The sequence below is a fragment of the Candidatus Vallotiella sp. (ex Adelges kitamiensis) genome (assembly GCF_020342435.1).
GTDB lineage: Bacteria > Pseudomonadota > Gammaproteobacteria > Burkholderiales > Burkholderiaceae > Mycetohabitans.
The window spans coordinates 1084513-1099965 of the sequence record NZ_CP080504.1; the positions used below are offsets into that span (position 1 = coordinate 1084513).

Annotated in this window: 7 protein-coding genes; 3 read left to right on the top strand and 4 right to left on the bottom strand. The window is 40.8% G+C overall.

The annotated features are described in order from the left end of the window. Positions 1-712: 712 nt before the first annotated feature. Positions 713-1483, bottom strand: a complete 771-nt coding sequence (locus K0T93_RS04065; RefSeq protein ID WP_225721393.1) for a ferredoxin--NADP reductase — start codon at positions 1481-1483, stop codon at positions 713-715. A gap of 1282 nt (positions 1484-2765) precedes the next feature. After that, positions 2766-3968, bottom strand: a complete 1203-nt coding sequence (locus K0T93_RS04070) for a class I SAM-dependent methyltransferase (RefSeq protein ID WP_225721394.1) — start codon at positions 3966-3968, stop codon at positions 2766-2768. Between the two features lie 561 nt (positions 3969-4529). On the opposite strand from K0T93_RS04070, the gene K0T93_RS04075 reads away from it, so the two are divergent. The 3 genes from K0T93_RS04075 to glmS all read left to right on the top strand — a co-directional run bounded on the left by K0T93_RS04075 (position 4530) and on the right by glmS (position 8956). Next, positions 4530-4925, top strand: a complete 396-nt coding sequence (locus K0T93_RS04075; RefSeq protein ID WP_225721395.1) for a dihydroneopterin aldolase — start codon at positions 4530-4532, stop codon at positions 4923-4925. Positions 4926-5717: 792 nt separating this feature from the next. After that, entirely contained in the window at positions 5718-7079 is a 1362-nt protein-coding gene (gene glmU, locus K0T93_RS04080) for a bifunctional UDP-N-acetylglucosamine diphosphorylase/glucosamine-1-phosphate N-acetyltransferase GlmU (RefSeq protein ID WP_225721396.1), read from the top strand. Positions 7080-7138: 59 nt separating this feature from the next. After that, the gene (gene glmS, locus K0T93_RS04085; protein WP_225721397.1) at positions 7139-8956 is read left to right on the top strand and encodes a glutamine--fructose-6-phosphate transaminase (isomerizing); all 1818 of its coding nucleotides are present in this window, start codon (positions 7139-7141) and stop codon (positions 8954-8956) included. 2115 nt (positions 8957-11071) lie between these two features. On the opposite strand, the gene K0T93_RS04575 is transcribed toward glmS, so the two are convergent. Both K0T93_RS04575 and K0T93_RS04095 read right to left on the bottom strand, forming a co-directional pair. Further along, on the bottom strand, positions 11072-11242 hold the full coding sequence (locus K0T93_RS04575) for a hypothetical protein (protein ID WP_445082789.1): 171 nt from the start codon (positions 11240-11242) through the stop codon (positions 11072-11074). Positions 11243-12038: 796 nt separating this feature from the next. Further along, complete coding sequence (locus tag K0T93_RS04095; protein ID WP_225721398.1) at positions 12039-12725, bottom strand: orotate phosphoribosyltransferase; 687 nt, start codon at positions 12723-12725, stop codon at positions 12039-12041. Positions 12726-15453 lie beyond the last annotated feature (2728 nt).

Consider the following 15453-nt stretch of genomic DNA (forward strand, 5'->3'; position numbering starts at 1 on the left):
CAAGTAGGCTGATCGTATTTTCTGGCCGTGATTCCCTTCAGCTTCTAGTATTTATTAGGTCGAGGGTGTTCTAAAATCGCAGTTCTTAAGAGATATAGAAGAGGAAATAATTGCACATAGAGCATGCCTATTTTAGTATTGTCGAGTGTAAACTCACGGGGGTATTATAGAGGTGTAGTAAAAACAGATATGTACCTTGTCTAGGGTACGACCGTCAGTAGCGGTAGTTATGCAAGCCTGTCTGGCCTAGGTTTATATTAAGAATAGAATGCATTTCTAATGTGAGCACTGCTAAATATGATGGTATGCGCCCATCTTTTAATTTTAGCTATCAGTTGATTACTATATTATTTAATAAATCAATTAATATTGTTACAGCGTAGTTTTTATCGCTAACCTAGATATAGGCTGGTCTATTTTATTGGTGAGTACTTCTAGTAAAAACATTCGCTCGTGGCAAGGAAATACTCACTTTTTAAAATGGAAGAATATCATATGTTGTGAATAACAGTCGAGAGGTACTAAATTTGGTGTGCACTGAGATCCCTGAGATGTTGCGAATTGTGATATTGCGTGTGGTACTGAAAGTTTGCTAAGTAAAGCTTTATCCAGATGCAACTATTTACTATCCTGATACAGGATGTCTCGATATATTGATTGTAATTTCTATGAACAGAATACTGTCGATAAGTACATGGTGTAAACCAGCACATCAACCAACAAAAGCTTTCTCGACTACATAGTGGCCTGGGACTGAATTACTACCTTCTAAAAAACCAAGGCCATTAAGAAGTTTCCGTGCATCACGCAGCATATTTGGACTTCCACACAACATAATGCGGTTATTCTCGCTCGAGAATGGCGCTATGCCAAGTAGCGTAAATAATCTACCCGTTTCCATCAGCTCTGTGATGCGACCACGATTTTGGAACGGCTCACGCGTCACGGTTGGGAAATATATTAATTTTTCTCTGATTATTTCTCCTATATGCTCATGCATTGGCAGGTGTAAAGTAATATATTCTTTATATGCGAGCTCGTTAACGAAACGGCAGGTGTGTGTAAGAACGATTTTATCATAGCGATCATAGATTTCCCAGTCTTTTATAATTGATAAAAATGGAGCTAAGCCAGTTCCAGTGGATAGCAGCCATAGTGTTTTACCTGGAAGTAGGTTATCAACCACTAATGTGCCAGTCGGTTTTTTTCCGATGTACACTTTATCGCCTATCTTCAGGTGTTGCAGCCTAGAAGTGAATGGGCCGTCCTGTACCTTAACGCTCAGGAATTCGAGGTTTTCCTCGTAGTTCGCACTTGCTAGACTGTACGCGCGTAGAAGCAGCTTATTGTTTACTTCTAAACCAATCATGGTAAATTGACCGCTTTCGAAACGAAAACCTAGATCGCGTGTGCAAGTAAAGCTGAAAAGCGTGTTAGTCCAGTGGTGTACGCTTAGAATAGTTTGTTGGGTCAGATTACTCATACTATTTCAATCGGATTAGTGGTTGTCTAGCTCGAGACGTATAGCCGATTAGCTAAAATTAATTAGAGGTAACGCATTATTTTACTGCATATCATTACGTCTATCTGATTCTGAAGTAATAACGATGCTCTAGATATAAAGAGCAGAAGGTCAGATTATTAGTAATAAAATGAGGGGGCTCACATCTAGTTAATAAAGTCGATAGTTAAAAACTATTATACTGAGTACCGATAAGTTCATCTTTACTTTATGCAATCTCTCTCAGAGGCCATCTACAATAAATTGTCAGTACAAAACTATTCCTGACTAGATGGTCTTAGCCAATCATATGTTAGCCCGGGCCTGTTAATACAGTGTGGGTAGTTGCTCTCTATACTTCTCCCATTTAGCTTTAGATACGCTATGAATGTAGTGCGTAATTCGATAAATATGGCAATACTGCACTCGTTCAAAAATGCGGAAAATGTTCTAGTAGACTTGCTAGTTTTCAGTAAATCACACTTTTTAAGTCGTTAATATTATTAGGATCGCCACTATAAACCACTTTACCCTATCTTAGGATAAGATAATATGTATCGTATATCTGAAGCAATTGTTACCGAGGAGAGTGCTAGATAGCTGCTGCAGCTATTATCTTATGCGATATATAGTGGCACTTTTAAAGTAATATGCTGTATTTAAATATAGTGTATAGCACTTTTCAGTGCTACTTCGTAGTTTTTTAGCTTTAGCTATGCTACGACTTTACAACAGCTAATATAGATACCGCTGAAATTAGCATATGCGACTACTCGATGCTAACTACTAGTTGGTTCTAACGGTAGACTTAATATGCAAAGATACTTTATATATGCATAATTTTACTAGACTAATCGTCTTCGTTGTACAAATAATTGCTCAAGCATCTGCTGGCGTAATGTAGATATTTTCATGTGCTTTTACGCTGAACTACATGATAAGGCTGCGTTGACTTCTTCAGCTAGAAAACACATGTGAAAATATGCCAACCATATTTATGGAGTGTGCATATAATAGCACTGTAATTAGTTTGTTCTTAGAGTCCACGAGGGTGTGTAAGTACTCAGGTTTAATCCTTGAGTAAGACTTAAACAAAATTATTGGGGCGAGATATAGACTACTATAATTTTAGGTGGGAAAACGTAGCAAGAGATTCAGGTTAATCTATAGCTTAAGAGCGAAAGTTGGATGGTTTCGAAGCCCGCGGTTTCTAATAAATAGAATAGTTAGATTCAATAGAACATAAACAGGCTAGTCGAATAAGTTATAGTGTATGTGAACGATCACCGCCCTCGAAGGCGCTTAGTCTAGCATCGAAACCGCGATAAAATGCAATCACTTTAAATAACTCGCCCATTTCAGCCTCGGACAGCAATTTTTGTACCGCATTAGCCTGAGGTAGGAAGCGAACTGAGTCAGATGGGTCTAGTTGTGCAAGCAAGTCTGTAATGCCGGCGTTTATTAAAAAGTGCGCCTGCGACGTGTATCCAAGCAAGAGTGCGCCCGCTTCGAGAGCTGCCTGTTTGATAGCGCTAAACTGCACGTGTGCGGTGATATCCTGTAAACCTGGGTATAAAAATGGGTTGCTATGAGCACGGTGTCGATAGTGGCACATTAGTGTGCCTTCCGTGCGCTGTGGATGGTAATACTCAGCAGCCGGGAAACCATAGTCGATGAACAACACCACGCCGCGGCTGAGTACTGAGCATACCGTATGTACGAATGCAGCTGCCGCCTCATGTGTCTCAGTCACGTAATCGTGCTGGCCAGGGACATATGCAAGTGCAGCTGGCTGAGTCGTACCGGATAGAGGCCGATCAGCGAATACGAATCGGGAATCTGTCATGGCGACGCCGCGTTCATACCAGAGGCCATCCCGACGCGCAAAAAGACGCACTGGCATTGCATCAAGAACTTCGTTACCAATAATTACACCATCCACTTGCCCTGGGAGCGTATCGACCCATTGGACGCAGCGGATAAACTTCCGTGCGGTTTTTGCAATGTATTCGCGTTGTTTCTCTCTTAACTCACTAGATAATTCTACAATCGTGTAGCGTGTACACTTGACACCAAGCACATCCAAAGTACGCAGTAATACGGCAGCAAGTTTACCCGTTCCAGCTCCAAATTCAACTATATGACGAGTTCTGGTAGCACTAAGTATCTCGGATATTGGTCTAGCGAGAGTTTGAGTAAACAGTGGCGTGAGTTCCGGGGCAGTAATAAAGTCACTGCCGTCGTCGGGGCTACGGCCAAACTTAACTGTACCACTGCTATAGTAGCCTAGGCCTGGTGTGTAGAGAGTAAGTTCCATGTGCCTATCGAATGGCAGCCAACCTCCAGATTCGGTTATTTTCTGGGTGATATGCTGTACCAAAGCGTATAAGTTCGTGAGCGCAGTGTCGTTAGGAACAGGTAAACTATCCTGCTGCATTATATTTAACTTTATCTCGGCATTATTCATGCGCTGATTAGAATCTAACTTCCTGATTTTCTGTGCTCTATCGTTCTGTTATAACGTCTTATTACGTTATAAGAGCGAGTGCATTCTTTGGTGCAAGATAAAATCATTATACCCGAGCACATTTTATAGGATTCTGCGCACGGAGACAAAAACTTAATATAGCTTCTGATCAACTTACTTTATCGAAAAATATACAACATTAATACCGCATACGTTCTCGATAGCCTCTTAGCTATGAGGCTATCGAAGCGGCTGACCTCAAAGCTAAAAGTCATGCCTATTGCAATCGGACTCACCCTGCACTCTGGTGGTCAGTTCGATTTCAGATTTCTAGCAATAGAAAAGCCCAAACTACTTAGATAGTCATTAATATGACCAATGCGACATTGTAACGTGCCGCCTAATAGCAGCTTTGACGGTACGATGTTACTAATAAATGCAAGCGTATCTCATACTAACGATGTGCCCTGTAATATTTGTATAAGCGGTATGAGGGTAATGCTTACATGCCTGTTACATGGCATCTTACGCAACTTAGCTTCTACTTAACTAGATCTCCCTATGCTCTCCGCCCTTTTTCACCCAAGACTAATAAACTGTCGACGCTTATTTTTACGTAACTATGAGATTTATATCAATATTGGCGCGCATGATTTCGAGAAACACGCTGAACAGCGTGTCATCGTCAATATCGATCTGTTTATACCGCTATCTGAGTCGACGCCGTGCGCCGATAAGTTAGTCGAAGTCGTTGACTATGATTTCATGCGCTCAACAATTGAACAACGAATCTCACGCGGACATGTCAATCTGCAAGAAACATTGTGCGATGACGTTGCTGCTGCAATGTTATTGCACGAGAGCGTGAAGGCGGTACGTGTGTCGACTGAGAAGCTTGATGTTTATCCCGACTGCAAGTCAGTAGGCATCGAAATTATTCGTATTAAAGAAGCTTAATATGAGTATGTTTCGAGAACCTTAAGCTCTCGAGGACAATGAGCTGTTTAACTGCCCCGCCCAGAAAGTCGTACCGAATTAAGGTAGGCAAACCCGATAACGGTTTACGTATTTTTAGAAAAAGAGACGTGTATTATTATAATTTATTACACTAGTATAGTGCTTAAGCTATATACTTAAATTTTAAGCAAAAGTTTTATATCAGAAATTAGGCTACGTACAGTATCATCAGACATCTTGTATCCAAGAGTAAGATAGTGCTGTAGCATTTTGGCGTGGTATACATTATGTAATAAGCATGCCGTAAATGATGTTGCGTACCGAGATTATAGTTCACTCCCAACAGCTGCCTATAAATTGTCCTTCTGAATTTAGGTAGCATGCTTAGAGGTGTGCCACCTAAATCAGCAGATTCCTCTACGGTAGTGTGCATAATTCTGTGAATTCAGGTTATTCCATTAAATCTGCGCAGTAGTTAGCGTGAACTTAAAGCGCGATAATATGGAGATGTCATTCTAAGAATAAAGAAAGTATTGCCCCGAACAGCTGGGGCACATGTTTGTTACCTTAGCCGATGCGTATTATCGCATCTGATAAATCATTACTTGATGTTTATCTGCAAGCGGTGGGGAACAAATTATGTGCACCACTGATAGTGGTGCACTCCGAATTAAGTAATTCAACACGCCGTTAGGCTATGTTTCCAGCATGCTTGTATGTTAGTTATGCTACGGAATACAGTAAGCCCAATGTAAAAATTATCTTTTTGAGACATCCCTAGATGTTGATGTGGTGAATATTGTCATTCTTGCGGCTGGTATAGGCAAGCGCATGCACTCGGAGCGACCGAAAGTGCTACACCTACTGGCTGGCCGGCCAGTACTGTCTCATGTTATCTCTACGGCGCGGGCGCTAGCGACGAATCGGCTCATCGTGGTAGTTGGGCACGGTGCTGAGGCAGTGCGTGAAGCTATCGCGGCGCCCGATATTAAGTTTGTTTTACAGGCCGAGCAACAGGGTACAGGTCATGCAGTTCAACAAGCGTTACCATTTATAGATCCATCACTGCCCACCCTGGTGTTGTACGGCGATGTGCCGCTTACGAGGGCCTCGACGCTGCGGCGGTTAGTTAAAGCAGCAGCTAACGGTCACTATGGGGTGCTTACAGTCACACTGGATGACCCATGCGGTTATGGTCGCATTGTACGAGATTGCGATGGACGGATTATACGGATCATAGAGCAAAAAGATGCTAACCCGTGGCAGCGCCAAATTTGCGAGATCAATACTGGTATTGTCATCTCGCCGAGCGGACGGCTTGAGGCTTGGCTCAGCTCGTTAAAAAACGATAATATGCAACACGAGTTCTACTTGACTGATGTCGTCGAGCGGGCAATCAATGACGGTGTTGAGGTTGTTGGTGTGCAGCCAGATGACATTTGGGAGGCGCTCGGCGTGAATAACAAGCGTCAATTAGCTGATCTGGAGCGTGTCTATCAGCGTAACGAGGCACTGCGATTGCTAGACTCTGGCGTCACATTAGTTGATCCGTCGCGTATCGACGTGCGTGGTACGTTAGAGTGCGGGGCTGAGGTATTGATCGATGTCAATTGTGTGTTTGAGGGACACGTTGTGCTAGGTGATTATGTAAACATTGAGCCAAACTGCGTTATCCGTGAGACAACGATCGCCGCAGGAACACGCGTGAACGCATTTACTTATATCGATGGTGCTTGTCTGGGTGAGAATGTTGTGCTAGGCCCGTATGCTCGGCTACGTTCCGGGACTATCCTATCTAGTAATGCACATGTAGGTAACTTCGTCGAGATTAAAAATGCAGTGCTCGGGCATTACGCAAAGGCCAATCATTTGAGCTACATAGGCGATGCTGACATCGGAGCGCGCGTGAACATTGGCGCAGGAACGATTACTTGTAACTATGATGGGGTGAATAAACATCGTACCGTTGTCTGTGATGATGTATTCATAGGCTCTGACACGCAGCTTGTTGCACCGGTTATCGTAGGCTCAGGCGCGACGCTCGCCGCCGGTACAACTGTATGGCATGATGTGCCCGCTGGAGCACTGGCATTAAATGAGAAGACACAGATCGCAAAGACGGAGTATGCGCGACCGGTTAAGAAAAAAGCTTGAAAGACATTGTGCAATAGGCTAGTAAAACTAGAAACCTCTATTTTTCTCGGATAAATATCATGTGTGGCATTGTTGGCGCGGTAGCGAAACGTAACATTGTCCCGGTTCTTATTGAGGGGTTGCGGCGTCTGGAATACCGAGGCTACGATTCGTGTGGTGTAGCTGCTATCGTCAATGGTGTCGCTCGGTGCGCTCGTAGCATATCGCGCGTAGCGAACCTTGAACAGCAGATTCATGACATGCAACTTCTAGGAGAAACAGGCATCGCACACACGCGTTGGGCAACTCATGGAGCACCAGTCGCACATAACGCGCATCCGATCTTTTCACACGACACGATTGCGCTGGTTCACAACGGGATTATCGAAAATCATGAAACTCTTCGTGAAGGCCTGCAAGCGAGCGGGTATAAGTTTGTAACGCAAACCGATAGCGAGGTTATTGCGCATCTAATCTATAGTGTGTATCACGATAATTTGTTTTCTGCCGTACGCGAAGCAGTAAAGAAGTTACATGGAGCCTATGCGATTGCAGTTTTTTCGAAAAACCAGCCACATAGAGTGTGCTGCGCGCGCGGTGGCTCACCACTAGTAGTTGGGTTAGGTCAACATGAAAATTTCATAGCTTCAGATGCGCTCGCCTTAGCAGGCATCACTAATCGTTTAATTTTTATTAAGGAAGGTGATGTAGTCGAATTGACGCTCGACGGTGTTCAGATTGCTGACCATAACGGCGTCCTTGTACAGAGGCGAATACATACGGTTAACTCCTATGATAGCGCAGTGAAACTCGGGCCGTACCAGCATTTCATGCAAAAAGAAATTTTTGAGCAGCCTCAGGCTATTTCGGATACGATTGCACACATTGACGCATTTGAGCCTGAGCTGTTTGGGACTAACGCCAGCGATATACTTAATGAAATCGACAGCCTTCTAATTCTTGCATGCGGTACCAGCTATTACTCTGGTTTAACAGCGAAGTACTGGCTTGAATCGATCGCAAAAATTCCTACACATGTTGAGATTGCAAGCGAGTATCGCTATCGTGACTCTGTCCCGAACCCTCGATCACTAGTTGTAGTGATCTCGCAGTCAGGTGAAACAGCAGATACGCTCGCCGGGCTTAAGCATGCGCATGCGCTCGGACACTCGCATACGATGGCTATTTGTAATGTAGCAAGCAGCGCGATAGTGCGGTTTACCACCCTGCGCTTTCTGACACATGCAGGTACTGAAATAGGTGTGGCTTCGACAAAAGCATTCACAACGCAGCTTGTTGCTCTATTTGTACTTACAGTGACGCTTAAATGGTTGCGTGGTCACGCAGATTCGAATCTTCAAATGCAGTACCTGAAACAGTTGCGACACCTTCCGGCAGCACTTAATAGTGTGCTTGCGCTTGAGCCACAAATTATCGCATGGGCAGAAGAATTTTCACGCAAAGAAAACGTCCTCTTCCTGGGAAGAGGAATGCATTATCCAATTGCACTGGAAGGCGCATTAAAGCTAAAAGAAACGTCATATATTCACGCTGAAGCATATCCAGCCGGCGAACTCAAGCATGGTCCGCTCGCACTAGTGACTGAAGCAATGCCAGTAGTTACTGTTGCACCTAACGATATGCTACTTGAAAAACTAAAGTCTAATATCCATGAAGTCCGTACACGGGGGGGGCAGCTATATGTATTTGCTGATGCGGATACACGAATCGTTAATGACGAAGGTATTCATGTAATTCGAATGCCTGAGCATTATGGGCTGCTGTCGCCAATACTACATGTAGTGCCGTTACAATTGCTCGCGTATCACACCGCCTGTGCACGTGGAACTGATGTAGATAAGCCACGAAATCTAGCTAAGTCAGTGACGGTAGAGTAATGAAGATATTCAGTGAGTGTTATCTAATGTGATCTATTAACCTCTAAGATTGTTGTAATGCTCTAGTTTTAGACGGCTCGCGTGCAATATCTTACGCTCCATAGCTTGTACAGACACAGTAGTGGTTTATCTGCGATAAGTGTCTGAGAACAGACACGTCGGGTTACCATGCTTCTGATGGATCTATCCTTAAGAGATGGCGAGCACTTTCTCAGCATTTCGTGATGAGTGCACCCGGTGCGCGTGCTGCCGCGTTTATATGTACGAGATTCATCTCGTATCTGATCTGACTCCTGCAATTCCTGATGACTTTCCACAACTACCGGGATCGATATTCTCTTACAAGAATTTCATTGGTTTCCTATAGGGGATTGGCATATATCTGTGTAAGTATGCTAGTTTTTGAAAACTCTGGGAAGCAGGTTAGTTCTTATATCTATTTAGAGATCTATATATTTTTCATGGCTATGATGACATATAGAAGGTCTTGAGCAGATTTTTTAGGATCTTCCTTGAATTATTCTATCAATCTGTAAGCCAAGATAATCTTTTTAAGCGGGCATAACAGTGTAGTGCCATTATTTCAATGGAGAAGATACGATATATTGGTATTCGCTGTCTGAGTCTGTCTTGTACTACTTAATGAAATGTTGCGTTAGTATTCACATAGAACTGTAGCCTTTTAATTAAACATAACTATAGAGTCTACAGTACACCGTAAATCTAAATTTAAAAATATTTTTGAATTAGAATCGTCTGAAAGCGATTTTCATCAACCATTTTATAATTTGCAACAATCCTTATTCTGTAGAGTCACAGTGAATTAAAAATTTATAACCCATTTTATATCCCAGTACTATGCTTTAATAATAGAACTAAAGTGTATCCGGTAGGCATTAAAATATACCTGCATATTAGCACACAATCTTAGTAATTCAGCGGATCGCTCTTCATTTATCTTGTTTAGGGTCGAATAGAGGTTTGCGTTTTTTGGGGTAGTGTTTATACACAAACTCTCTTCTCCATATCTTTTGATATAGATTCAGCCCGCTAAGTAGCGGGCTTTTTGAGCAATAAGCGCAATGACGACAAAATTACGACATGTCAGAATGTATATGGCTATTTAGGGTAGCTTTAGGTTATTTTTTTATTTATTCGGGCCTATTACCATCATTAGCTTTAGACACATTTGCCACTCGTACATGCAAATAAACAAAATAATACTTTCTAAAATACTAGATCTTTATGATCATAAAGATATTTATGCAATTAGACTGCCTTGTGTTTTCTCTGGTACCGATTCCAATCGTTGCTTACCACTTAAACAGATAACAAATTGAGCGGGAATAGCACCGAACCATCACTATAGACGATATTAGTAACTAATAATTTCTCATATAATTCTACATGCAGGGATGCTGAACCTAAAAACTCGTCCTCTTTTAAGAGGAAGTATTAAGCTTTGTAGATATCAAGGATTTGAAATTCAACTAAATTGTGTAAACTGTTAACTCATCTTAAATAAAAAGTTGGTATAGTTGACTATATTAGTCTAGACATCTACGCCGATAGCAAGGTTTATACACTGTATAACACACCCGATGCACCTTTTATAAGCTTATCAAGCTGTGCGATCGTTATGATTCGCCCCTCATTCCCAAAGAAGAATAGATCAACGTGATTAGTGTCGTTATTAGTTTGCACATCTAAAAAGCCACATCACCCGGATTTTCTGGCGTACCTAGTGGTATGCCCCCGAATAAACGCTTCGCTAGAATAATAGTCAGTTAGCACAGCATGCACGTCAGCTGGTGTTATCCGCTGCGATAATCGCATCTAGGGAAGATAGGTTGTAACTGTAAGAGCCTATAACTGCAAGAGCCATATAGACCGCTGGCGGTATTATTAGTCCGGAATAGATTTTCATTCCCGGGTAGGTATTTATGCGTTAGATCGAGTGCGTAGGGTCGTGGACTTGATAACGCAGGATTAGATGTTTTTTATAGGTCGAAATTAATTGTTTGTTTACCGCCACTACTATACCCAGTAATCGAGTAGATTGTCGCGACGAAGTCGATCGGATTATATCCGCAGAAGCTTGGGCAATTTGTACGCCTAGCCCTGTTTTATGCGGAACGCTGTGCTAGCGTCGATGATAATAACGCGGTCACTCTCAACCAGAGACATAGATTCGAGAGATGCGGCATCTGGTAGACATGGGAGTATCACATCAGAGGCCTTGATCAGTTTCCGTCGCCTATTGGGATTTTTTTCACCTCGTCTCATCGAGACGTAATACTTTAGTGTCGTGCCGCTCTGCAAGGTATTCATTAATTTTTAGACCAACTGTACCATCCTGCCCATCAATAAAAACTTTTGTTATCATTCCTAAATGCACCTTATACCCCGATACTCTAAATAAATATTTAATACAAGTACAAAAGATGTGTGGCGATTGTGAAGAAAATCTATTATTAAGTATATGTTATGCCGACTTATAATGGCGGTTAGATTAGCACCGAGCATTATCTGAAACATCGTAGCTGGAAAGCTAAAGATTAACAGCAGATTAGGTAATGGCTATTAAGCTAGTAACGATATAGTAATGCGCTCTGCTAACTTACATATATAAGCTTGTATTTTTTACTTATCGCTCATAAGCTCCAGATGAGATAATAAGATCTCTAGAGCGTGGGGGGCTTTACCAAAAAGACTATAGAGCTAATAGCATCTAATTCTAGAATGAGATAAAGGAAATAGTTCTCTTCGCTGAGAATATCTTTATTGTAAATTGTAGTATATTTCGGGGATGCCTGCCCTATAGGAGATGAGTAGTTCATGTACTACTGCGCAACGTCAGTAAATAGGTCTGTCACATGCAAATGATTGGATACTCAATCCAAATCGTAAAGTGAGTGTTTAAGAAGAAAACTTCCTAGTTTAAACTTAATATAATTATTACAAATCTCTATCTAGATTAGGGCTAGATAGAGCCAAAACGCATGGGCAACCTAACGCTCCCGAAAGCTAGCTATAGCTTTCGCGACTACAGTTGAAAATTCGCTAGCTTTAATGTGTTTCACTATTGTGATGAGGATATCGCGCCACCATGTGCCGCCGACCATTGAGTAGGGGCATGCAAGAACTTCTCGACTTCATCTAGTGTTTTTGTGTCAAAGTACCCTTTATCTTTAGATACGCGTAGTAAGTCCCACCAGGTTGCTAATGCATGTAAATTGACTCCAACATCTTTAAGTACCGACATATTTTCCTTAAAGATATTGTAGTGGAATAATACAAAGCAGTGCTCGACGCTCGCACCGGCGGTGCGCAACGCATTAATAAAGTTGATCTTACTACGGCTGTCAGTCGTTAGATCTTCGACCAGTAGAACTTTCGATCCCTCTAGTAGAACCCCCTCGATCTGTGCATTACAGCCGAAACCTTTTGGCTTCTTTCGAATATATTGCATCGGCAAGTCCATACGATCAGCAATCCATGCAGCAAATGGGATACCAGCAGTTTCACCGCCTGCCACAGAGTTAATTTCCTCGAACCCGACTTCAGCATAAATAGTTGATTCGGCCATCTCTATCAGGGCATTACGTGCGCGGGGATAGGAAATCAGCTTTCGGCAATCTATATAGACAGGGCTTGCCCATCCGGATGTAAAGATATATGGTTTTTTGACATTGAAGTGAACGGCCTGGATTTCGAGAAGAATCCTAGCGGTGGTGTCAGAGATTATTTGACGATTGATACCTATCATCGAGAAATTCCTTAAAATCTAGAATGGGCTACGTAGGCCCGTACTTTGCGTACAGCTTACTAATTATAAATCATTAGGATGCTATACCGCTTGGCCAAGCTCTAGATCACCGATATGAATTACCCAGTTGTTAAGAAATAGTTTATAGATTGAAGTAATGTGATGATTGCTTATATAGATACATGCCATACTATAGCTACACAATAATAGCTAAGTATCCTGGCCTATTACTGTAATGATAAGCCCTATAAGTTTTCGATCACTTCAATATAATTGGAGTTTAATGAGTTAAAACTATCTTTTGCTTATTCTTAAGGCACAGCAGAAGAGCGTACAAAGAAATTGATACCAAGTGGATAGGCAATGCATCAGGCTATACGTTGTTAAGAATCTTAGCTAGTGTTATAAGGGCAAAGCGCGTAGTAATATGATAAAAAATACTTTTTTAAAAAGTGTTAGCATTATCGCTGTCATTTTATAACGAGCTTCGAAAGCTAACCTAGGCAAGCTGCGTGCTTTAAATACTAGATCGGATAATGCGCTACTGCTGACAACCTAGCAGCGTGCTTTTTATAGAAAGATACTAGTATTCCGATACAACAAGACAAACTTATAATATAAAGTATATGGCTCTATCCATCTATAAAAGCTTTTGATATGTTATGTTCCGAATGTCACATATAACTAGCTAGCTAAGTAAATAACTACCTCTGACTAATTTAAGGTTGTTATGGGGATGATCTATATATTATATTATAGCACGATCTATACCGTTGATTGAAGGCATTATAATCAAATAATCCAGGACACTTTTCCAAAAGAAAATCGGCTTATTGCCATCAATTAACAATAAAACTTTTCGGGTGGCCGCGGATACGGTCGCGTGCTACGAAGGCTTATCCAGCCTAGAAAGCGACTCCCTTATGTGCATAGGGGATAGATTTAGATATTTCTTCTCAAATCTCCTATACAGGAAAAATTATTACTTGTTTATGCCTAGATGTTAATCAAAATATTAACTTGCATAACTTCGCCGGCAAGTTATTTAGTATCAATTATAGAAACATGCGTCGTTAATTAGTGTGCACTAGTTACGAAACAATTTGCACGTAGGTATCGTTTTCAAAATTAAAGCGCGAATATATCTAGATAATCTAACACGATCCCGTAATGCCGGAATTAATACTGCGCTATCGAATAGGCATGCTAAGCTTATTAGTGCTAAACACGATAGTTACGCTTACATCATCTTCTATGCAAAGATGGGAACTTTATTAAGCCACGAGGGTATTTAGGTACCAGATAAAATATAACGCTGTTTCATTTTTTTAGAGATATTAAAAATATAAAAAATAATAACATTTATTACTTTATGTTTAATAAACATGCCAATTTTATTATGCAATATATATATACTTTGATCACCGCTGAATGAAGTTAAGCTACACTATATTTTCTACCGGCTTGTCTGATACGATGAGCTTAGCCTATATATAAATAGGCGATAATTTATAAATAATTACCCCGAGCTGTAGGCGGCTGTTCGGCAACGAGAGTGGATGAGGTGGTGCTATAATACAATAGCTCCAAACTTGCTGATGCTAGCTGTTACGTGTTTAGTCGTTGAGCAGAATTAACGAGTCAAGATAAAGTATTTATTCTCTTTTTTGGAATGGAGTTATAATTTTCTACAAGCCAAAAATTTCTCTCAATAACCTGTATTCTAAGGTTAGCTCTAATATAGAGCTGCTTCGCGCCATCTATAATAAGTGTAGGTTATCGGCATCAGTATACTGGGGGCAGCCTACATACATTCAATATTTTGGCGCTTTAAAATCTTTTAGAGTGCTTTTATAGTATTTATTATTAATAATAAGCTCGTAAATAAAAATTTACTAATCTAGTATTCTAGAACAAGAGTTGAATATCAGTAAAATTTAATACCTAAAATATTATCTTAGAAGCACTATCGCTAGTATGATAGCTAAACCACTTTCAAGCAAAAGACTAGGTTCACGCCCTAAATAAAGGTGCAGCATAAGAATCTAGCCGTCCGCCTGTCATCAGAGGTTAAGCGATCCCAGTAGATATCTGTAGTACTAAATAGTAATAGTAGGTGTGCGTTGATTAGAGACCTATTGGAGCTTGCTACAAGCGGGAAGACAGCCACTAAATAAATATTTAGAAGTATGTCGTATTTATGATTATCTAGATCAAATCTAATCCGACAATTTGATGCGGTTCCAGTAGAACAACTAAGCAATTCTGTAAAATAACCGTCTATCTACACATTGACGTCTATAGCAACGTTAGCTACGAATGACTAAGAGATATACTGGGTACTATACTTAAATCAATAATAGCTTTCTAGCTTACTAAGCAAAGAGGTTATATAATTATTTATAGCACTATATTTTATCTGGAACTTCTTAGGTACATGTAGTCATGTTATTAGCTTAAATCAATAAAATTGATAATCCATTGTTATATAATAAGTGACTAGCTTAAAATGAGTTTTTAATTAAAAGTATTATAGATTTTAAGATAGCAGTGTGCTATTATGCTCTCTGTTCAAAACCCAACGAAAATCTATCTAATTTAGAGTTAGATAAGAGTAGTCTATCGCTAAAATATTGTTTTGTACTTGCAACATTTTATATAAGGCATATTTGCAGGTAGATCTCAGTAGCACAAGATTTTAAGAAAACTCTTGACGCTTCGCAAAATT